General features: G+C 33.5%; 18 protein-coding genes and 1 tRNA gene. 10 read left to right on the top strand and 9 right to left on the bottom strand.

The genetic code is table 11. The features are described from left to right. Nucleotides 1-65: 65 nt before the first annotated feature. The 3 genes from rpsB to rplM all read right to left on the bottom strand — a co-directional run bounded on the left by rpsB (nucleotide 66) and on the right by rplM (nucleotide 1,921). A complete protein-coding gene (gene rpsB / locus ACQ5J2_RS02445; RefSeq protein ID WP_432672103.1) occupies nucleotides 66-914 on the bottom strand; it encodes a 30S ribosomal protein S2 in 849 nt (282 codons plus the stop codon). 165 nt (nucleotides 915-1,079) lie between these two features. Continuing rightward, nucleotides 1,080-1,466, bottom strand: coding sequence for a 30S ribosomal protein S9 (gene rpsI / locus ACQ5J2_RS02440; RefSeq protein WP_022826472.1), 387 nt, complete (start codon nucleotides 1,464-1,466; stop codon nucleotides 1,080-1,082). Further along, nucleotides 1,466-1,921 carry a 50S ribosomal protein L13 gene (rplM, locus tag ACQ5J2_RS02435; RefSeq protein WP_432672102.1) on the bottom strand — a complete coding sequence of 152 codons (456 nt, stop codon included), beginning with the start codon at nucleotides 1,919-1,921 and terminating at the stop codon, nucleotides 1,466-1,468. Before rplM ends, rpsI begins: the two co-directional genes overlap by 1 nt. A gap of 469 nt (nucleotides 1,922-2,390) precedes the next feature. Here rplM and ACQ5J2_RS02430 point away from each other — a divergent pair, with 469 nt between their 5' ends. Beyond that, entirely contained in the window at nucleotides 2,391-3,413 is a 1,023-nt protein-coding gene (locus tag ACQ5J2_RS02430; protein ID WP_432672101.1) for a LacI family DNA-binding transcriptional regulator, read from the top strand. A 35-nt stretch (nucleotides 3,414-3,448) separates the two neighbouring features. On the opposite strand, the gene ACQ5J2_RS02425 is transcribed toward ACQ5J2_RS02430, so the two are convergent. Continuing rightward, on the bottom strand, nucleotides 3,449-4,768 hold the full coding sequence (locus ACQ5J2_RS02425) for a serine hydrolase domain-containing protein (protein ID WP_432672100.1): 1,320 nt from the start codon (nucleotides 4,766-4,768) through the stop codon (nucleotides 3,449-3,451). Nucleotides 4,769-4,961: 193 nt separating this feature from the next. On the opposite strand from ACQ5J2_RS02425, the gene ACQ5J2_RS02420 reads away from it, so the two are divergent. Both ACQ5J2_RS02420 and ACQ5J2_RS02415 read left to right on the top strand, forming a co-directional pair. Then, the gene (locus tag ACQ5J2_RS02420) at nucleotides 4,962-5,501 is read left to right on the top strand and encodes an ankyrin repeat domain-containing protein (protein WP_432672099.1); all 540 of its coding nucleotides are present in this window, start codon (nucleotides 4,962-4,964) and stop codon (nucleotides 5,499-5,501) included. Then, the gene (locus tag ACQ5J2_RS02415) at nucleotides 5,498-6,265 is read left to right on the top strand and encodes a T9SS type A sorting domain-containing protein (protein ID WP_432672098.1); all 768 of its coding nucleotides are present in this window, start codon (nucleotides 5,498-5,500) and stop codon (nucleotides 6,263-6,265) included. The genes ACQ5J2_RS02420 and ACQ5J2_RS02415 overlap by 4 nt, the downstream gene beginning before the upstream one ends. A 64-nt stretch (nucleotides 6,266-6,329) precedes the next feature. Here the strand turns inward: ACQ5J2_RS02415 and ACQ5J2_RS02410 are convergent, their stop codons facing one another. Both ACQ5J2_RS02410 and polA read right to left on the bottom strand, forming a co-directional pair. Continuing rightward, nucleotides 6,330-6,719: a hypothetical protein gene (locus ACQ5J2_RS02410; protein WP_432672097.1), complete on the bottom strand. Its 390-nt coding sequence runs from the start codon at nucleotides 6,717-6,719 to the stop codon at nucleotides 6,330-6,332. An 84-nt stretch (nucleotides 6,720-6,803) separates the two neighbouring features. Beyond that, nucleotides 6,804-9,635 (bottom strand): DNA polymerase I, encoded by a 2,832-nt coding sequence (polA, locus tag ACQ5J2_RS02405; RefSeq protein WP_432672096.1) that lies wholly within the window; start codon nucleotides 9,633-9,635, stop codon nucleotides 6,804-6,806. A 204-nt stretch (nucleotides 9,636-9,839) separates the two neighbouring features. On the opposite strand from polA, the gene ACQ5J2_RS02400 reads away from it, so the two are divergent. From ACQ5J2_RS02400 to ACQ5J2_RS02385, 4 genes are all read left to right on the top strand, one after another. After that, nucleotides 9,840-12,746 (top strand): sensor histidine kinase, encoded by a 2,907-nt coding sequence (locus ACQ5J2_RS02400; protein ID WP_432672095.1) that lies wholly within the window; start codon nucleotides 9,840-9,842, stop codon nucleotides 12,744-12,746. Nucleotides 12,747-12,813: 67 nt separating this feature from the next. After that, a complete protein-coding gene (locus ACQ5J2_RS02395; RefSeq protein ID WP_432672094.1) occupies nucleotides 12,814-13,557 on the top strand; it encodes a LytR/AlgR family response regulator transcription factor in 744 nt (247 codons plus the stop codon). A gap of 87 nt (nucleotides 13,558-13,644) precedes the next feature. Continuing rightward, a complete protein-coding gene (locus ACQ5J2_RS02390; protein ID WP_432672093.1) occupies nucleotides 13,645-14,877 on the top strand; it encodes a metallophosphoesterase in 1,233 nt (410 codons plus the stop codon). Between the two features lie 53 nt (nucleotides 14,878-14,930). Continuing rightward, complete coding sequence (locus tag ACQ5J2_RS02385; RefSeq protein WP_432672092.1) at nucleotides 14,931-15,227, top strand: thioredoxin family protein; 297 nt, start codon at nucleotides 14,931-14,933, stop codon at nucleotides 15,225-15,227. Here ACQ5J2_RS02385 and ACQ5J2_RS02380 read toward each other — a convergent pair. Both ACQ5J2_RS02380 and ACQ5J2_RS02375 read right to left on the bottom strand, forming a co-directional pair. Further along, nucleotides 15,202-15,834, bottom strand: a complete 633-nt coding sequence (locus ACQ5J2_RS02380) for a polysaccharide deacetylase family protein (RefSeq protein ID WP_432672091.1) — start codon at nucleotides 15,832-15,834, stop codon at nucleotides 15,202-15,204. The genes ACQ5J2_RS02385 and ACQ5J2_RS02380 overlap by 26 nt on opposite strands. 115 nt (nucleotides 15,835-15,949) lie before the next feature. After that, nucleotides 15,950-19,153 carry a glycosyltransferase family 117 protein gene (locus tag ACQ5J2_RS02375; RefSeq protein WP_432672090.1) on the bottom strand — a complete coding sequence of 1,068 codons (3,204 nt, stop codon included), beginning with the start codon at nucleotides 19,151-19,153 and terminating at the stop codon, nucleotides 15,950-15,952. Between the two features lie 149 nt (nucleotides 19,154-19,302). Between ACQ5J2_RS02375 and ACQ5J2_RS02370 the strand changes: the two genes are divergently transcribed. Beyond that, nucleotides 19,303-19,373: transfer RNA gene (locus tag ACQ5J2_RS02370), tRNA-Gln, on the top strand. A 49-nt stretch (nucleotides 19,374-19,422) separates the two neighbouring features. On the opposite strand, the gene ACQ5J2_RS02365 is transcribed toward ACQ5J2_RS02370, so the two are convergent. Further along, a complete protein-coding gene (locus ACQ5J2_RS02365) occupies nucleotides 19,423-20,247 on the bottom strand; it encodes a universal stress protein (protein WP_432672089.1) in 825 nt (274 codons plus the stop codon). A 175-nt stretch (nucleotides 20,248-20,422) separates the two neighbouring features. Between ACQ5J2_RS02365 and rimP the strand changes: the two genes are divergently transcribed. Both rimP and nusA read left to right on the top strand, forming a co-directional pair. Further along, on the top strand, nucleotides 20,423-20,890 hold the full coding sequence (rimP, locus tag ACQ5J2_RS02360; protein ID WP_432672088.1) for a ribosome assembly cofactor RimP: 468 nt from the start codon (nucleotides 20,423-20,425) through the stop codon (nucleotides 20,888-20,890). A gap of 3 nt (nucleotides 20,891-20,893) precedes the next feature. Then, the gene (nusA, locus tag ACQ5J2_RS02355; protein ID WP_432672087.1) at nucleotides 20,894-22,138 is read left to right on the top strand and encodes a transcription termination factor NusA; all 1,245 of its coding nucleotides are present in this window, start codon (nucleotides 20,894-20,896) and stop codon (nucleotides 22,136-22,138) included. Nucleotides 22,139-22,163: the final 25 nt, after the last annotated feature.

Genomic DNA, 22,163 nt, shown 5'->3' with positions numbered 1-22,163 from the left:
AATCCCAATTGATATAAAAAATATATTTTGGAATTTGGAATTTTAATATAGGAATTTATTTTGATTTACTCTTCAGTCTTAACCTCTTCAGATTTTACTTCTTCAGTAGCAGTTTCTACTGCAGCAACTGGAGCTGGAGTTTCCTCTTTTTCCGCTTTAGCAGGAGCTACTTTAGCAGCTGGTTTGTCAGTTCCTTCTTCAGCAGATTGTTCGTCTTTATCAGAAGTTCTGTTGTTATTTCCTTCGATAACCGCGTTAGTTACTAAAGTCAAAATCTTATCGATAGATTTAGAAGCATCATCGTTAGATGGGATTACATAATCAACCTGTCTTGGGTCAGAGTTTGTATCCACCATTGCGAAAACTGGAATGTTTAATTTTTGAGCTTCTTTGATTGCGATGTGTTCTGCTTTAATATCTACAACGAACAATGCAGCAGGAAGTCTTGACATATCAGAAATTGAACCTAAATTCTTTTCTAATTTTGCACGAAGACGATCAACTTGTAAGCGTTCTTTTTTAGATAATGTCAAGAAAGTACCGTCTTTCTTCATTCTATCAATAGTTGCCATTTTCTTAACAGCTTTACGGATAGTTACAAAGTTAGTCAACATTCCACCAGGCCATCTTTCAGTGATGTAAGGCATGTTAGCTGCTGCAGCTTTTTCAGCTACGATATCTTTTGCTTGTTTTTTTGTAGCTACGAATAAGATTTTTCTACCTGATGCAGCAATTTTTTGCATTGCATCGGCAGCCTCTTCGATTTTTGCTGCTGTTTTATATAGATTGATAATGTGAATTCCATTACGTTCCATATAAATGTAAGGAGCCATGTTCGGGTCCCATTTTCTAGTCATGTGTCCAAAGTGAACACCTGCTTCTAGTAAGTCTTTAACTTCTACTTTGTTTGCCATTTTAATGTGATAGTTTACGTTCTGTTGAATTAGCAATGTTCCTTTGGGCTTTGCGCTTTAGGCTTCATTTAGATGCTAAACTAATTCCTGCCTCGACAGGAACAACAAATCTTGTTTAAATAATAAATAAACGGTGTCTTGTACCAAATATACAAGACGGTAATATTAACGTTTAGAGAACTGGAATTTCTTACGAGCTTTCTTCTGACCGAATTTCTTACGTTCAACCATTCTTGGATCTCTTGTCAATAAACCTTCTGGTTTCAATATGGCTCTGTTTCCTTCGCCAACTTCACACATAACTCTTGCTAGTGCCATTCTCACAGCTTCTGCTTGACCTGTTGAACCACCTCCGTAAACATTTACTTTTACATCATAGTTTTCAACGTTTTCTGTCATAGACATTGGTTGCAAAACTTTGTACTGTAAAGTAGCTGTTGGGAAATAAGTTGCGAATGCTTTTTTGTTTACAGTGATTACTCCTGTTCCTTCCGAAACATAAACACGTGCAACAGCGGTTTTTCTTCTACCGATTTTGTGAATAACTCCCATTACTTAAGATCGTTAAGGTTAACTGTTTTCGGTTTTTGTGCACCTTGTTTGTGCTCAGAACCTACAACAACATTTAAATTTCTGAAAAGTTCAGCTCCTAATTTGTTCTTAGGTAACATTCCTTTTACTGCTTTTTCCACTAGAGTTGCAGGGTTTTTCGCTTGCAATACTTTAGCCGTTAAAGTTCTTTGACCTCCTGGGTAACCTGTATGACGCATGTAAATTTTGTCATCCATTTTTTTACCTGTAAGGTTGATTTTTTCTGAGTTGATAACAATTACGTTATCTCCACAGTCCACGTGTGGTGTGTAACTTGGTTTGTACTTACCTCTTAAAATCATTGCGACTTTTGAAGCAAGACGTCCTAAGTTGTGACCGTCAGCATCTACAACAATCCACTGTTTTGTAACGGTGGCTTTGTTTGCTGAAACTGTCTTGTAGCTTAATGCGTCCATAATATATTTTTAATTAAACATTCCATTCCCGATAAAGGGAGTGCAAAAGTACAATTATTTTTTTATAATACAAACACCTGTAAAAGATAATTTTAAGTATGTGTATTTATATTCTATCTTTTTTAAAATGAACACGGTAGGAATCAAATTTTGACCTGCAAATTTACTCTTTTTTAAATTGTTTTTGTGCAATCTGAAAAAGGCTGTTCTATTCGTTATAAATTCGATGCATCGAACTCCAACTTAAATATAAGTATAGTGAGATAATTTCTTTATTTTTTAATAAAAATTAAAAGCATTTCTGCTTAATCCGTGTCGCATTTCTGTTGTATTAATTATGTTCAAGAAGTACCTCAGAGTTAATTTAATGTGCTTTCTTGGTATAAATTAAAGCTATTATTTAATTATATTAAATTCAGATTCTTTTCATTGCAATTGTTTTTCTACATTTACATCTCAATAAATACCAATGAAAGAAAAAACTACATTAAAGCAAATTGCAAAACAATTGGGCGTTTCGGTGTCAACGGTATCCAAAGCCTTAAATGATAGTCCTGAAATTAGTGATCCTACTAAAATTAAGATTCAGGAATTTGCTAAACTTCAAAATTACAAGCCTAATATAATGGCGCTAAACCTGAAGAACCGTAAAACGAAAACTATAGGTGTAATACTTCCAAATATTTTAAATACATTTTTTGCAAAGATTTTTTCGGGTATCGAAAAAGTAGCTGAGGAAAAAGGCTATCATATTATTACTTGTATTTCAAATGAATCCCTTGAAAAGGAAATGCACCTTATGGATGTTTTGAGTAACGGGTCTATTGACGGATTCATCGTCTCGATGTCAGAACAAGCACAAAAAGAAAATTATTTTGAACACTTTACAGATTGTATTAACGAAGGAACTCCTATTGTGATGTTTGATCGTGTTGCTGAAAAAGTAAATTGCGATAAAGTGATTAGTGATGATTTAGATGCTGGATATAATGCTACTCAGCACCTAATTGATATTGGTTGCCAGAAAATTGCTTTGCTTTCTGTCATAGATAGCTTGAGTGTAGGGAAGCTTCGGGCAGAAGGATATATTAAAGCTTTGCAAAACAACAATATTGTTTTTGATCAAAATTTAGTTATTTTGACGGATTCTGTTGCTGATTTTGATAAAAAATTAGACCAACTTTTTGCTGAAAACAAAATAGATGGTATTTTTGCGTTAGATGAGCATTCTTCAATTTCTAGCGTGAAATTGGGCTTAAAAAACGGTTATAACATTCCAGAAAACTTATCCGTCATAGGTTTTGCAGATGGAGCTTGGTCAAGACGACTAACGCCTAGTTTGTCTACTGTAAGTCAACACGGACCAAAAATTGGGGAAACCGCCGCTCGTTTGCTAATTGATAAATTAGAATTCAAAGACGAAAATTATGCTTATAAAACGACGGTTGTAAAAACGGAATTAAGATACCGAGGTTCTACCCGTAAAATGTAGTTTTAAGTTAAAAAAATCTGACAGGAAAATTTGGTTTATTCTTTTCTAAACTTAATTTCCTGACCATTTTGGGTCAGAATAAAACCATTTCCAGTAAACTTTATATTGACCTTTGCTTGTTCAAAAACAAATTCTGTAGTGCTTACTGGATCTAATGGAAATGAATTTTGACCTGTAGCTTGGCCTACTAGTGTGCCGTCGTCATTTTTGATAGTGATTTTTAAAGGAATACTTTCTGATGCATAAACGCCTTGGTAGCTTGATAAAATGGAATTAAGAACAGTAACTTCATTGAATTCTGGAAATTCGTAAGGCATTTTATAGTAAATACTCAAAAGACTCACTACAAGTGCATTCATGCTGAAATTGTCTAGATTCATTATGATTGAAAATCCAAGTTTTTCTTTTGGATAATAGCCTAATGTAGAAGTAAATCCTTCGATTCCTCCGTTATGCATATAAAATATTCGGTCGCCAAATGGAGCTGTAAAGATTCCCTTTCCATAACCATCATCCAATTTCGTCATTTCTGCTAATGAATTTTTGTTGATGATTTTTCCATCAAAAAGCGCGGTCGCAAATTGAGTTAAATCACTGGAAGTAGATTGAAGCGCTCCTGCAGCACCAACTTGTGACTCATCCCATTCTTCGACTTTTTCTATTTTTTTATCTTTACTAATTGTAAATGAATATGCCTCGTTATCTGCTGGATTTATTTTAGAATAATACGATGTGTTTTTTAAACCAATTTTATTTATAATTCGCTTGTTAACATTTTCAGCATACGTATTTTTGGTGATTTTTTCAATAATATAGCCTATTAATAAATAATTGGAATTACTATACTCGGCTTTTGCATTAGGTTCAAAAGCGGGCGAAAACGAAGAAATTTTCTCAATCATCGCTTCTTTTGTTGTGGGATTAATAATATGTAGCATAAAGTCAGGTGCATCTGTAAAGTTGAAAATACCACTTTTATGATTCAGCATTTGCCCAATGGTAATTTTTTCTGCATTTTGAATTTCAGGATAAAACCTAGAAAGTTTCATTTCTAATGTCAACTTTTTTTCTTCAATCAATTGAAAAACTAGTGCGGCAGTAAACATTTTGGTAATCGAACCTATCTTATATTTGGTATTGGGACTCGCTTCAATTTTATTTTCATAGTCCACAAAACCGTACGCTTTGTCAAAAACAACATTCTCCTTTTCACGAATTTGCACCGCACCCATAAAACGATTATTTTCAGTTAAATAGCTAAAAAGACTGTCTAATTTTTGAAATTTCCCTTTATTTTGAGCAAAGATAGATGTAGTTAGTATCAGCAAGAAAATAACAATAATTGAATTTTTCATACAAGTAAATTTAATAGTGGTTATGTGTTAGTCGGAAAAATAACGGATTAGTTACAGTTTGAATAATAGTAGTACAAAGTAATAAATTTTAAAAAAAAAATAAACTAAAAATGTGTTTTTTTCGTAGATATCGTATATTTGATTGGTTTAAATAATATTTAAAGCTACAATTATTTATAAATAAGAAAATTCTATGTTAAAAAAATACCTTTTTATAATTACTATTCTATTCAGTTTCTCCGCTTTTGCTCAAGAATCTCAAGATATTTTTGAGGTGGCACGTTCTGGAAATTTAGATCAAGTAACCGTGCTCTTTGAACAAAATCCAAAAATTATAAATGCTGTTAATGATAGGGGTTACACTCCTTTAACTTTAGCATGCTACCGTGGAAATACAGAGGTTGCCAAGTTTCTAATTAGTAATGGAGCCGATATAAACTACAATAATGACATGGGAACGCCTTTGATGGCTGCGATTTTTAAAAAAAATAATGAAATTGCAAAATTCTTAATTGAAAACAAAGCCAATCTAAATCTTTCAGACGGAAACAGAACTACAGCATTGATTTATGCGGTAAATTCCAAGAATTATGAACTTGTTTCAGCTTTAGTCAAGGCAAATGTAGATGTTGAATTGCAAGATGGACAAAAGAAATCAGCAATAGATTATGCACTCTTGTTAGACGATGATAAATTAATTGAATTACTAAAAAATAAAAACAAAAAACTATGAAAAAAATTACTCTAAGCTTATTTACTTTACTTTTTACATCCGTATTTTTCGGTCAGACGTATTCGACGGGAACATTAGTCTTAAATTCTAATAACGGAACAAATCTGAATTATTCTGCTAAAATTGATGTTACATCAGCATTAATAACTTTAACATTAATTGGGCCATCAACTGGTTGGTTAGGTATTGGTTTTGACAATACAACTATGGGTGATTCTGGTGATGTGGTTATTTTTGATGGTACAAATTTGACCGATCGAACATTTAATGGTTTTTCGGCTCCAACTCTCGATGCACAACAAGATTGGACAGTTACGTCCAACACTGTTTCTGGCGGAGTTCGAACTGTTGTTGGAACAAGAGCTCGGGATACGGGAGATGCAAACGATTATGTTTTTAGTGCGTCAGCTCAATCTTTAAATATAATATATGCAAGAAAAGTAGCTGATTTTACAATTTCATATCATGGGAGTAATAGTTGCGGCTCAATTTTAGCTAATGTAACTTTAGGAAATGATAATTTTAAAATAGAGGATTTCAAACTTTATCCAAACCCTTCTAAAGGCTTTACAAACATTGAATTACCTGTAAATATTGAGAGTGGAGTAGTAAAATTATACGATGCATTAGGAAGAGTTGTAAAAAACCAAGCTATTTCTAGAAATGATAATCAAATAAACACTTCCGAATTAACAGCTGGTACTTATATTCTTGTTTTAAGAACGGAATACGGAAACGCAACTAAAACACTTTTAATCAACTAAAAATAGTTTAGCTCAAAAATGTAAAGGGACAAAATTTAACTTTGTCCCTTTTTTTGTACATAATTTATTGAACTATAATGCAAACCCCATCGATACAATCTATGTTTTCGGGAGGCAGAACGACCATGCAGTCAGACACAATATTGTAGGTAAGGTTGTAAGAGTTTTCTAGTGCATTGTAATTGTTAACTTTTTCAGTTAAATATTCCAAATCTATCGTACTTGGGAAAACTAGAAACTCTTGAGGTCCACCACATGCTTTACTGCCAAAAGCAATTGAACTACAAGTTGCATTTTCATCACAACTAAATGTGGCGATGTAATCTAAAATAAGTTGTTTTTCATTCTGTAATGATACTAAATCAAAGGTTTGACTTGGTTGTTGCGTGTCATCGTCACATTGAAAACTTTGAAACAACAAAACAACTGCAAATAATGTTAAAATTTTTTTCATGATTATTGGTTTTTTTATAAAGATGTAAAATTTTTTAAAGGGTTGCGTTACTGTTAAAAAACTTGCAATACAGTTTAAAGACTCTTAATGCGCTTCAAGCCAATTATTTCCACTTCCCATTTCCACTTCTAAAGGAACAGAAAGTACAAAAGCATTTTCCATTTCGTATTTAATCATTGGTTGTATTTTCTCTAATTCTGAATTATGCACGTCAAAAACAAGTTCATCATGTACCTGAAGTAACATTTTACTTTTCCAATTTTCCTCTGTTAGTTTTTTATGGATATTAATCATCGCAATTTTGATAATATCAGCAGCACTTCCTTGAATTGGCGCATTTACCGCATTTCGCTCTGCACCACCACGAACCATGGCGTTTTGGGAATTAATGTCTTTTAAATACCTTCTTCGACCTAAAACGGTTTGCACGTAACCCATTTCTCGTGCAAGTTCAATTTGCTCATTAATATACGCTTTCAAACGTGGGTAACTTTCATAATAAGCATCAATTAGCTCCTTCGATTCGGCTCGAGAAAGATTGGTTTGATTGCTCAATCCAAATGCCGAAACGCCATAAATAATTCCAAAATTAACGGTCTTTGCATGACTTCTTTGTTCACGAGTAACTTCTTCCAACGGTACATTAAATACTTTTGAAGCGGTTGATTTGTGAATGTCTTCGCCGTTTTTAAAGGATGCAATCATGTTTTCTTCGCCACTTAATGCAGCAATAATTCGCAATTCTATTTGAGAATAATCGGCAGAAAGTAAGGTGTAATTTTCGTCTCTTGCAATAAATGCATTTCGAATCAATCGACCTCTTTCAGTACGAATGGGAATGTTCTGCAAGTTGGGATTGTTTGAACTCAAACGTCCTGTTGCAGCAACCGTTTGCATATAATCCGTATGAACCCGGCCTGTTTTTGTATCCACTTGATTCGGTAAAGCATCGATATAGGTACTTTGTAACTTCACCATTTGGCGCCATTCGAGAATGTCTTTGACAATTTGATGTTCGTTTACTAAATAAGACAAGACTTCTTCGCCAGTGGCATATTGACCGGTTTTGGTTTTCTTTTGTTTGGTGCCTCCAATTTTCAATTTATCAAATAGAATGTCTCCCAATTGTTTGGGTGAAGCCAAGTTAAATTTCTCACCGGCAGTTTCGTAAATCTGTTTTTCGAAAACATCGATGTCTTTTTGCATTTCCGTCGACATCTTTTTCAAGAAATCAACGTCAAGATTAATTCCTTCCGTTTCCATATCGGCAAGGACTTTTACAAGTGGAATTTCAATTTCAGTAAAAAGTTTTTTGGTTGCTGTATTGTCTAATTCAGTAGTAAATAACTCTTTGAGCTGAAAAGTCACATCGGCATCTTCAACGGCATATTCTTTTACTTCTTCAACATCAATATCCCGCATCGACTTTTGATTTTTTCCTTTTTTACCAATTAATGCTTCAATTGATTTTGGCGAATAATTCAAATAAGTTTCCGACAAAATATCCATATTGTGTCGCATATCTGGATTTATCAAATAATGGGCAATCATCGTGTCGAAAAGCGGTCCTTTAACATCCAAATTATAATTTGAAAGGATTTTTAAATCATATTTCAAGTTTTGACCGATTTTTTCTATGGTTTCATTTTCAAAAAACGGACGTAATTTTTCAATTAAAGTTTGAGCTTCCTCTTTGCTTTCTGGGAATGGAACATAAAAACCTTTTCCTTTTTCAAAAGAAAAGGCAATTCCTACTAATTCGGCATGAAGCGCATCCAATCCTGTAGTTTCAGTATCAAAACAAACTGATTTTTGATTTAGTAAATTTTGCAAAAGCAATTTCACACCTAAATCGCCTTGAATAATTTGGTACGAATGCTCGGTATTTTCAAGTGAAGTATAAATGGATGTCCTTTCTACTGTTTCTTCATCTGCATTAAACCCGAATAAATCCGTTTGATTTTCGTTTTTAGCAACAGGTTTTTTATAAAGCTTGGCATCTTGAGCAGCATTTGCGGAAGCATTGTGGTCAATTCTGAACAAACTATCAAACTGGTCTGCCATTCTTCGAAATTCTAATTCTTGAAAAATAGCTTCTGTTTTTTCGATATCGGGACGCGATAATTCGTAATCTTTTTCATCAAAAGTCACGTCGCAATCAATAATTATAGTGGCTAATATCTTTGATAATATTCCCTTTTCTTTATTGGCTTCAATGTTTTCTTTCATTTTACCTTTGAGCTCATGTGTATTGGCTAAAAGATTTTCCATCGAACCGTATTCCTTCAGGAATTTCTTCGCAGTTTTTTCACCAACACCTGGTAATCCAGGAATGTTATCCGAGGCGTCACCCATCATTCCTAGGAAATCAATAACTTGTTCGGGACGCTCAATTTCAAATTTCGCCAAAACTTCAGGAACACCCCAAATTTCGATTCCGTTACCCATTCGAGCTGGTTTCCACATGAAAATATTTTCAGAAACCAATTGTGCAAAATCTTTATCGGGAGTGACCATAAAAACCTGAAAATTCTCTTTTTCGGCTTGTTTGGCAATAGTTCCAATTAAATCATCGGCTTCGCAACCTTCAATTTCAATAATGGGAATGTGCATCGCTCTCAAAAGTTCCTGAATATAGGGAATGGCTATTTTTATGGCTTCCGGAGTTGCATCGCGATTGGCTTTGTACTCCACATACATTTCAGTTCGCACGTGACTTCCGCCTTTATCAAAAGCAACAGCTAAATGATCCGGTTTTTCTCTTTTAATCACATCCAAAAGGGAGTTCATAAAGCCCATAATGGCTGAAGTATCCATTCCTTTTGAGTTGATACGAGGATTTTTGATAAAGGCATAATATCCTCTAAAAATTAAGGCGTAGGCATCTAATAAAAATAAGCGTTTTTGAGCTGACATAATGTGTTTTTATAAGGATTTCAAATGTACAAAACTTTGGCGTTTCCTCTATTGTTCATCATTTATAAAATGAAATTTTGAACTGAGAAACGAGTTTTTTTGGGTTTATGGGAGTAAATTCCATTTTCAAATGGGAATTTAATTAACTTTAACCCATAATACTAGATGAAATTAGAATTCTATATGAGGGTTTCCCTGCAAAAAATGTTGTTTGTTATACTTATAGTCACTAGCTTTTTCGTGTCGGAAACTGTTTGTGGTCAAGTGCCGCTTACTCGAAAAATATCTTTTTTAGAAGGATTGCCTTCGGATGTCGTGTATGATTTGTTTGTGGACAAAAACGGTTTACTTTATTTAGGAACTGACAAGGGATTAGTGACTTATAACGGCGTTCATTTTGAAGAAATAGGAATTGAGGAAAGTCTGGGAAATTCGATTAGTAGTTTGCAACAAGATGATCAAGGAAAAATATGGTGTAAGAACTTTGCTAATCAACTGTTTTATGTGTCAAATGCTAAATTAACTGAGGATCAGTCCGTAAAATCACTTCTTGAGAAAACCAACAGTAATTTAGTTGCTTTTTCTTTAGGTTTTCAATCCATTTACATTTTAACGCAAAACGCGGTTTACAAGTATTCATCTGGAAAAACAGTATTGCTTTTTAAAAAGAAAAATGCGGAAATAGATGAATTGACCTCTATTGTTTTCGACACTATAAATAAACTACTGTATGTTTCTTCGCAACAGTTCATATATACGTTTAAAGACGATGTTTTAACAAAAACACAAATTACTACTTCGGGTCAGAAAACGTTAGAAATTTTCAAAGGGAATCTATCCTATAGTTACAAATCAGTGATTTCTAACTGCGTGGTAGCGAACAAAAAAGTGGCACTGAATAATCCCGAATTAACTAAAACTTTTTTCAATAGATTAAGTGCTACAAAAGATAATTTATGGCTTTGTACCAATAATGGAATTTATGAGTTTGATGAAAAAAGGAACCGTTTTAAAACGGGTTTTTTAGATGAAATTCGGGTGACTGATATTGTTCAGGATTTAGAAGGTAATCATTGGATCAGTAGTTTAGACGAAGGTTTGTTCTTATTGCCTAGTAAGCAAATTTTTGAATTAAAATTGGATGTAAAGAACAAGAAAGAAAAAGTAAGCTATACTCGAATTACCCAATCCAAAAACGGTAATTATTTTGTCGGGACCAATGACGGACGAGTTTTGGAAACTACAAACAGAGGTCGATACATGCGGGAATATGATACAAAATGGGATAATAATATTGAATTTATCAGTTTTGTAGGCGACACTATTTTGACGAATTATGGCTTTTTTAAAATTGGAAGTGCAGAACCGGTGTCTACTTTAACCTATTTTGGAAGAGAACTGATAGAAGACAAAAGAGGTAATTTATTGATTGCATCTCCCACATTTGGCGGATTGATTGCACGAAATTTAGTAGATAGTCCTAATTTCAAAAACCCCAATAACAAGTTTAAAACAATTGACTTTGGTTCAGACCATATCAAAACGTTAGTTTTCAGAGATAAAAGAGCAAAAACGATTTTATATCATTCTACTGAAGAAAAATATTATTATGGGTTTATCGATGGGTTGTTTGTGTATGATAAAAACGGAGTAGAGAAGGAAATTAAATCAGATAAAAATGAACCGATTATTGCAGTAGGAATTTTGGAAAATTCCGATGGTTCTATTTGGGTAGGCACTTCGCAACGGGGACTTTACTTAATAAAAAATCAGAAAGTTATCAATCGCATTTCCACAGAAAACGGACTTTCAGATAACAACTGTCGACGAATTGAAAAAGACAGTACTGGAATTTGGATTATTACCCAATCCGGTTTTGACTATTATGATTTGACGACCAAGCGAGTCAAAAATGCGCAATTAAATTTGTGTATCAAGGGAATAACAATCAATGATTTAACTGTGTATAAAAATGTTGTGGCTTTAGCAACCAACCAAGGTATTTATTATTTTAATAAAAGTATATTAAATGAGGAGAATTTACCTCGCTTTAATTTCACAAGTTTTAATGCCAATAATAAAAAGATTACACCTGGAAATAATGTGATTTTAAAGTACGATCAAAATAATATTAATATCAAGTTCAATACAATTCATTACAGAAGTTTAGGGAGCTACACGTATCGTTATCGATTGATGGGACTGGATAAAAAGTGGTACTCCTTATCATCAAATGCGAAAAATATCAATTTTTTGGCCTTGAATCCAGGTAATTATAAATTTCAAATCAATATAAAAATTGGCGAAAAATATACAGCAATTAAGGAAATCAATTTTCAAATTCATAAGCCATTTTGGTTGCGTTATTCTTTTTTAACGGTTAGTGTTTTTGCATTATTAGCCTTGTTGTATTTAGTGTATCGTTGGGCTGTTATTAAAACACGAAAAAGTGAGGAGTTAAAAGAACAATTGGCATTATCACAGTTGACCGCATTGAGATCGCAGATGAATCCACACTTTATTTTCAATATTTTGAATGCTGTTCAGGGTTTGATTTATTCCAATCAGAAAAGTAAAGCAAGTGATTATCTAGGAAAATTTTCAGATTTAATGCGTCGAATTTTAGATACCTCTGATAAAAGTGAAGTAACTATTGATAAAGAATTTGAAACTATTGATTTGTACATTTCATTAGAAAAAGCACGCTTCGAGGATGATTTTGATTATAAAATGACTTTTCCGGAAGATATAGATTTAAGTCAATTTACAATTCCTTCGATGATTATTCAGCCTTTTGTAGAGAATGCCATAAAACATGGATTGATGCATAAAGTGGGTTTAAAACATTTGGAAATCAAACTTGAAATGTTTGAACATACCTGGTGTATTACTATTGATGATAACGGAATTGGTAGAAAAGCTTCTGAAACAATAAACCAAAAAGTAAAAAAACACATTTCTTTTGCTACAAAAGCAATTGATAACCGTGTGAAATTGATTAATAAAACGACTAATATTATTATCGATATTGAAGTAATTGATAAGAAAGCACAAGACGAGTCCTCTCTGGGAACGAGAATTAAAATATACGTGCCAATTTCAAGTCAATAAATTTGACATATTTGATTGAATTAAATAAATTATTGTTAATATAGCATAGTACTAAAATCATGATTTTATGAAAGCAATTATTGTAGATGATGAACTAAATGCACGATTATCCTTACGGGGAATTTTAGAAGAGAATTTTCCGGATATACTAATTGTAGCAGAAGCTAAAGACGTCCCTTCGGCTGTGAAAGCGATTCATGAACAAAAACCGGACTTGGTTTTTCTAGACATTTCGATGCCGGGATATTCGGGTTTGGAATTACTGAAATTTTTTGACGAAAGTCAGATTACGTTCAAAATTATCTTTGTGACTGCATTTAGTGAATATGCCATTAATGCATTTGAGCTTTCAGCTGTAGGATATATTCTGAAACCCGTTCGTGTGGAAGCACTTGAAAAAGCGTTGCATAAAGTGATGGAGAACAACAATGATTTAGAGAAGTTGAAGACGTTGCAAACCAATATGGAGAATCCTTTGGAGAAAAAAGTTGCGTTAAATACAGGTGATGGAATTACATTTCTCGAGCTCCATGATATTTTATATTTAAAAGCAGACGGTTCGTACACTCATTTTTACACTACAAACAGGCACCGAATTACAGTTGCCAAAAAAATATCGGACTTTGAGCGATTAGAGGCAATGGGAAACTTCTTGCGAATTCATAGAAGTCATATAATCAATTTAGCACGAATTCAGAAAATCCTAAAACAAGATGGAGGAACTGTCATTATGGAAAATGGCGAATCACTCTCGATTTCAGCAGAACGGAAAACAAGTTTGTTTGATAAATTTCAAAAATTTAAATTGTAATTTTATCCTTTTTTCAAGCGTTAAATTTTTGGTAATTAAACTTTACAACCGTTGCTTAATTTGTTATTTTGCTAAAAACAGACATACATGCTTCGTTGGTTATTTTTTATTGTAGTTATCGCTTTTATTGAAATTTATGCTTTTCAAGCTTTTAAAACCTCCATTAAAACCAGATGGGTAATAGTTGCTTATGAATTTCTAAGTTTAGCGGTTGTTGTGTATCTCATTTATAGTTTGTCCCAGTTTGACCGCACCGTTGGTCAAAACAAACAGTCGCTTATTACTATTGGATTGATTTTGATTGTTTACGTTCCAAAACTATTTTTAACGCTTTTTATGTTTGGGGAAGATTTATTCCGACTCATTCGAGGCTTGACCAATTATTTTGTAGAACACGATAATCCATCGAGTTACATTCCCGAACGCCGAAAGTTTGTAAGTCAAATCGCATTGGTTATTGCTGCAATTCCTTTTGCGTCTTTAATTTACGGAATTTTTGAAGGAAAGTACAATTTTAAAGTGATTAAACAACAAGTGTTTTTTCCAGATTTACCCGATGCTTTTGATGGGTTTAAAATCACGCAAATTTCAGATATTCATAGTGGTAGTTTTGACAATCCTGAAAAAATTGAATATGCAATTGACCTGATTAATCAGCAAGAAACCGATTTAATTTTATTTACAGGAGATATTGTGAACACGCATGCACGAGAAATGCATCCCTGGATTGAGACGTTCAAAAAAATAAAAAAAGTGGAATTTGGCAAATATTCCGTTTTAGGAAACCATGATTATGGCGAATATGTGACTTGGCCAACAAAGAAACAAAAAGATGAAAATTTCCAAGCAATTAAAAATTTATATGGAGAGATTGATTTTAAATTATTGCTAAACGAACATATTTTTATTGAAAAAAACAGCCAACGAATTGCGATTGTAGGAGTGGAGAATTGGGGAAAGAATTTCAAACAAGCGGGTGATTTGCTAAAAGCTTCAGAAGGATTAACTGCTCAGGATTTTAAAATATTGATGAGTCATGACCCTTCGCACTGGGAATATCAGGTTAAGGAAGATGAAAAGCACTTTCAGTTGACGTTTTCAGGACACACTCATGGAATGCAATTTGGTATTGAAATTCCAGGTTTTTTCAAATGGAGTCCCGTTCAATATGTTTACAAACAATGGGCTGGTTTATACGAAAATTTAGGTCGTTACATTTACGTAAATCGTGGTTTTGGCTTCCATGCTTATCCAGGTCGCGTAGGAATTTGGCCAGAAATTACAGTTATTGAACTAAAAAAAGGCTCAAGTGTAGCATAAATCACGAAAAACAGTACATTTGTATTAGTACATTATAATAAATCTTCAATTTTATGTCAAAATTTGGTGAATTAATTAACGCAGAAATTCCCGTTTTAATCGATTTTTATACCGAGTGGAATGAACAATCCGTTGCCATGCACGAGATAATTCGTGATGTTGCCGCTGCTTTAGGTGATAAAGCGAAGGTGATTAAAATAGACGTTGATAAAAATCAAGAACTTGCAGATGCCTTGCGAATTAAGGGTGTTCCAACACTTATGATTTACAAATCGGGACAAATGGTATGGCGTCAAGCTGGAGAATTAGATGCAAATTCTATTATTAGTTTGGTTCAAGAGCAAATTTAATCGACTTCATTTCGAAATCATTTTCCTGCAAATATTTTAATGTTAAGGGTAAAGCGTGCTTTAAATTTTTAGACGCTTTTAAACTGTCGTGAAAAATAATGATACTTCCCGGCTGAATGTTTTTCAGTACATTTTCAGCACATTTCTCTGGCGAAATTGCGGTATCAAAATCAGCACTCAAAATATCCCACATTATAATTTTATATCCGTTTTTTTTTAGCCATTTAAATTGTTTCGGATTTACTTTGCCATAAGGTGGACGATAAAGTTTTTGTCCTAAATTGCTTTCAATAGAAAAATCCTGCAAAACCTCTTCACACAAAACAATATTATTAACATACTCTTCGTTTGTAGAATGCCAACCATTTAAATGATTATAAGTATGGTTTCCGATGGCATGTCCTTCCTTTTGTACTTTAGTGAATAATTCGGGGTTTTGAGCAATATTTTCGCCAATACAAAAAAAGGTGGCTTTGGCATTATATTCTTTCAAAATAGCTAATGTCCATTCGGTAACAGCATCAGTGGGGCCGTCATCAAACGTGAGATAAACTGTTTTTTTTTCAGAAGGAATTCGCCAAGTAAATCCATAAAAGATTTTCTTCATCAACCAGTGCGTTTTTACCCAATAGAATTTCATTCGGTCTTTTTCATTTTTGTAAAGATAAAAAAAAGCAGCGATTGGTTACAATCACTGCTTTTCAATAAAATCAAAATCTTTTTTATTCGTTTTCTCTTTTAAACCGTTTAAACATTTTGTTATAGGTATTAAAAGTTGATTTATTAGACTCAAAGAAATCTTCATCCCCTCGCTCTTTCATAACATTTAACAAGTCGCGGTAGCGTTCAATATCATAAACAATATCTCCGTAATAGGCATTTTGTTCGCCTATTTTCAACGTGTTGTAATAGCTTAAACTCTCTTGATATTTACCAATAATTTGCGTTAGGATTTTTCGGGCTTTCTGTTTTTCACCTAATTCGTAATACCCAGCTGCAAATGGTTCTAGCATTGTGTAATAGCCAAAGTATTCCAAAGGCATTTTTTCCATTGCTAAATCAATAATTCTCTTCGCTTTATCTTTTTTGCCTTCATTAATCAGTTGTTCCATTAATCGGGCAAGATTCGTACGATACGTAATACTGTTTTTTCTGGTTTCAGTATCGTGGTAAATCGATGGACTACCGCTATTTCCCCAGTCCCATTTCATTACAATGTCAAACATTTTGTCGGAATCAATCTGACCCATGTCTAATGGACTTGGAGCATTGGCAACAGCGTTTTTTACAGGTACTAATTTGTAAACCATTCCGTCTAATTGTAAGTAATCTTTCATCCAAAGATAGTCGTCGTCGCCAAAACTTCCACCTGTGAAGTAAATAGGACGTTTCCAATTGTTGTTGGCAACAATATCTAGCATCATCAAGCGATTTTTGTACAAAGCTTGGCCTTTGATATCCAAATCAATATAAGGAACAATAGAATCTGTGTACTGAACCGAAACCACTTTACTTGCTATAACGGCATTCTTGTCTATTGGAATTCGAAGTTTATTAGTTGGAAAAAAATGAATTTTCTGACCATTTTCCAAAGAAATTACAGTTCGAGGATCATCATCTGCGATAAATTTGATGAAGTCTTTGATGTCCCAACGTTCTTCGGTCAAAGGTTTGTGAATAGTGTAATCTAATTTATCGCCTACATATTGATTGTGTGAAAAAGAAATAGGTAAAGGTTCAGATTCATAGGCTTTTGCTTTCATTTGATCAATGTACCAATCGGTCATAAATAAACTCGTATTCACGATTCGAATGTCCGTTCGGTAATTTTCAATTTCTTGAGCATACCAAAGAGGGAAGGTATCGTTGTCACCAATGGTAAATAAAATTGCATTCGGTTCACAAGAACTTAAATACGCTTTTGCCATTGCTAATGCTGTGTATTTTCCAGAACGGTCGTGGTCGTCCCAATTTTGAGAAGCCATCAAAACGGGTGCTACTAATAATGATAATGCAATAACAATAGGTCCGGCAATTTTTGGCTGTAGCCAATTTTTAATGGTTTCATAAAGTGCATAGACGCCAAAACCGATCCAGATTGCAAATACATAAAAGGAGCCAACTAAAGCATAATCTCTTTCGCGAGGTTCAAAAGGCCTTTCATTTAAATAGATTTTAAGTGCAAATCCTGTAAATAAGAATAACGCTAAAAGAACGTAGAAACTTTTCAAGTCTTTGTTAGCATGATAAATTAGACCAAGTAATCCTAATAAAAACGGAATTCCATAATATAAATTTCTTCCTTTATTATTCAACACATCAGAAGGCAAGTTCTCTTGAGAACCCAATCGACTTTCGTCAAAAACTTTGATTCCCGTCATCCAGTTTCCATCTACATTGTCGTATTTACCTTGGTTATCACTTTGTCTTCCAGCAAAATTCCAAAGTAAATAACGCATGTACATATAGCCAAATTGATATTCGACCATAAAACTCAAATTATCTCCCAAAGAAGGTTTTTCGATAATAAGGTATTCGCTGTAAGCTTTCAGGAATTTATTATAACCGTCGGTATCAATTTGATCTTGATTGTAGGCCGTTTTAAATTCATTTACTATTTGAACAAGCTCTTTTTCATGAGCATATTCAGGATTTATTCTGAATTCAACGGGTTTTGTAAATGTCATGTAATTCGCTGCATGGTCTGGACTCCACATTCTTGGTAAGAACGCTTTTTGCTTGTCATCGCTATTCTGAACGGCATTTTTATAATTATTTACAATAACATACTTACCTAATTTGTAGTCCCTTTCATAATTGGGAGCTTTGTCCAAATAGGGGTTTTCTGCATCCAAGCCTGCATATACATCCGTAAATTGTGGTCCGTAAAACAAAGGATTTACACCATATTGTTCGCGGTTATAGTACGCTAAAACTTCTCGTGCATCTGATGGTTTGTTTTCGTTAATAACCGTATTAGCATTGGCACGAATAGGCAACATCATCCAAGTTGAAAATCCGATTAGAATGAATAAAATGCTTAAAATCAAAGTATTAAATTGAATATAGCCGTTAGCTCTAGTGTATCGCAAACCAAAGTAGAAAAAAGCAATAAGTAAAAGAGTAACGAAAATGGATCCTGAATTAAAAGGCAAACCGATATTATTAACCATGAAGACTTCGGTTTCTGCAAAAAATCCCATGGTTAAGGGAAGTAATAATTTAAATATAAACAACAACACGGACACTACAACAACATTAGCGATAATGAAATTTTTAATGGTAATCGTTTTGTAATGCTTAAAATAATATAAAAATCCGATGGATGGAATTGTAAGTAGCGCCATAAAATGCACTCCAAAAGAAAGTCCAATAACTAAAGAAATAATCAGCAACCACCGATTTCCTTTTGGCTTGTCCATGTCTTGTTCCCAACGTAATCCCAACCAAAACAGTACAGCAATTAATAAAGTCGCCATTGCATATACCTCCGCTTCAACGGCATTGTACCAAAAACTATCTGAAAATGTATAAGCTAGAGAAGCTACAAATGAACTTCCTAAAATTGCAATAGAGTTGTCCTGGTCAACAGTTGTGAATTGCGAGATTAATTTCTTTAATATCATCGAAGTCGACCAGAACATAAATAGTATGGTAAAGGCACTCGAAAAAACCGAAGTCATATTTACCATCAATGCGACTTGCGAATTGTCTAAAGCAAACATTGCAAAAAAGGCTCCAATCATTTGAAATAAAGGTGCTCCTGGAGGGTGGCCTACTTCTAATTTAGCGGCAGTAGAAATATATTCTCCACAATCCCAAAAGCTTAAAGTGGGTTCAACGGTTAATGAATAAGTGACAAGTGCGATTGCAAAAGCTACCCAACCTACAATTGTATTCCACTTTTTGAAGTTAAATGTCGTCATAGTACTGTGCGATTTTTGTTTAAAATTTCAATTACAAAGAAAATGTTTTTTTGCTTAATGAAATGATAAAAATAATTTTTTAATTTTTTTTGCTAAAAAATTTGGTTGAATCCTTTTTTGTCTTAAATTTGCACTCGCAATAAGCAAGCTGGTCTATGGTGTAATGGTAACACAACTGTTTTTGGTGCAGTCTTTCTAGGTTCGAGTCCTAGTAGACCAACAAAAAAAGCCTCTCGATAGAGAGGCTTTTTTTATGCGTATAAATCAAATTATATTCTAAAAGTAATTACAGGTTTAATTGCATGATTTACAATATCTTCGCTTACGCTTCCGTTAAAGAAATGGGCCAATCCAGTTCTTCCGTGGGTGGCAATACCAATTAAATCTGCATTCGTTTTGTTGGAATAATTGATAATACCTTTCTCGATATTAGCATCATTATAGATATGTAGACTGTAATCTTTCAAAGGAAAGCCACTTGCGAAATTTTGCATAATTTTCTCCGCAACGTCATTCGTTTTAAAACTATTTGGTGTGTTTATCATTACTAAATCCAATTTCGCTTCAAATAAATTGGCGAATTCTACTAGTTTTTGGAATGGTTTTTTGATTTCATTTGAAAAATCAGATGCAAATACAAATTTATTAATTTTGAAATCTTCCATTTCACTTTTAATAATAATTACAGGAATATCGGATGCTCTAACCACTTTTTCAGTGTTTGACCCAATAAACATTTCTTGAAACCCTGAAGCTCCATGAGAACCCATAACAATTAAGTCGGCATCTTTCTCTTTGCTAAAAGTTACAATACCGTCAAAAGCGCGTTCTAATCGAGCGTCAGCATAAACGGTTAATCCCTCGAAAAAAGGCTCTTCCATTAACTCTGCTAAGCGTTCTTTGGTTTTTGCTAAATACAACATTACTTCGGGAATGTTTACGCCGTTACTTACAGCGTCATTCATATGTGACGGTAAATCCAAAAGGTTTAGTAAATAGATTTCAGCATTATTTTTTCGAGCGATTTGTGCTGCAACTTTTGAAGCATATCTTGCGTGTTCAGAAAAGTCGGTGGGTACTAAAATTCTTTTCATAAAAAAGGGTTAAAAATGTTTAATTTAATAGTTTGTTTTTGATGAATTAAAGGTAAGAATATTTTTTACATGAAACAATGATTTTTCATTTATAAAAAATTCACTATATTTGCACCGTTATTTATTTAAAAGTTGAATAATGAGGGAAGCAATGCTTCCCTCTTTTTATAAAATTATGACATTCAAAGAAAAAGTATTAAATTTATTAAATGAAGGTTTGGCAGACAGAACTTCTGTGTTTCTAATTGATTTAACAATTACGGAGGCAAACAAAATTATTGTAACTTTGGACGGAGATAATGGCGTGCAATTGCAGGACTGCATTGATGTAAGTCGTTCAATTGATTCAAATTTAGATAGAGAAGAGCAGGATTTTTCGCTTGAAGTTGCTTCGGTTGGTGTCGGTTCGCCATTAATAATGGTTCGTCAATACAAGAAAAATATAGGAAGAATGTTGATTGTAAAATTACAAGATTCAACCACTATTGAAGCAAAATTAGAAGAAGCCACGGATGAACAAATTGTTTTGTCTTGGGAAGCTCGAGAGCCGAAAAAAATTGGAAAAGGAAAAGAAACTGTTCAAAAAAGAAGGGAAATCCCTTATGATGAAATTAAAGAAGCAATCGTTACAATAATATTTTAATATATGGAGAATATAGCATTAATCGATTCATTTTCAGAGTTTAAAGATGATAAACTCATTGATCGTGTGACGCTTATGGCAATTTTAGAAGATGTTTTTAGAAATGCATTGAAAAAGAAATTTGGATCAGATGATAACTTTGACATTATTATCAATCCAGATAAAGGGGATATGGAAATTTGGCAACGACGAGTAATTGTGGCTGACGATGATTTGGATTTAGATCACCTTGAAATTACCTTGACGGATGCTAGAAAAATTGAACCTGATTTCGAAATTGGAGAAGAAGTTTCTGAGGAAGTAAAATTAATAGATTTAGGAAGAAGAGCAATTTTGGCTTTACGCCAAAACTTAATTTCTAAAATTCATGAGCATGATAACACGAATCTTTACAAGCAATTTAAAGATTTAATTGGCGAAATTTACACTGCAGAAGTACACCACGTACGTCCAAGAGTTGTAATTTTGGTTGATGATGAAGGGAATGAGATTGTGCTTCCTAAAGAAAAACAAATTCCATCTGACTTTTTCCGTAAAGGAGACAATGTTCGTGGGATTATTGAAAACGTTGAATTAAAAGGAAATAAACCTCAAATTATTATGTCAAGAACTTCAGAGAAGTTTTTGGAAAAATTGTTTGAGCAAGAAATTCCAGAGGTTTTTGATGGTTTGATTATGGTTAAAAATGTAGTAAGAATTCCAGGTGAAAAAGCAAAAGTAGCTGTAGATTCTTATGACGACCGTATTGATCCGGTGGGAGCTTGTGTAGGAATGAAAGGTTCGCGAATCCACGGAATTGTTCGTGAATTAGGAAATGAAAATATCGACGTAATTAATTATACAACAAATACACAGTTGTATATTACAAGAGCGCTGAGCCCTGCAAAAGTTTCTTCTATCAAAATTGACGAAGAAAACAAACGTGCTGAGGTATTTTTGAAACTAGAAGAAGTTTCAAAAGCAATTGGACGTGGAGGTCATAATATTAAATTAGCGGGTCAATTAACAGGTTACGAATTGGACGTTATCAGAGAAGGAAATATTGCTGAAGAAGAAGATGATGTTGAATTAACAGAGTTTTCTGATGAAATTGAAGCTTGGGTAATTGAGGAATTTGCCAAAATCGGTTTAGATACCGCAAGAAGCATCTTGAAACAAGATGTAAATGATTTAGTAAGACGAACAGACCTTGAAGAAGAAACAATTCTTGAGGTAATGAAGGTATTGAAAGATGAGTTCAATAGCTAAGTAGGGTTTGCCTTACAACAACACA

The sequence above is a fragment of the Flavobacterium sp. SM2513 genome (assembly GCF_050908145.1).
Lineage (GTDB): Bacteria > Bacteroidota > Bacteroidia > Flavobacteriales > Flavobacteriaceae > Flavobacterium.
Note: the sequence above shows the minus strand (reverse complement) of the source record. Positions and strands in the feature narration are given on the sequence as shown.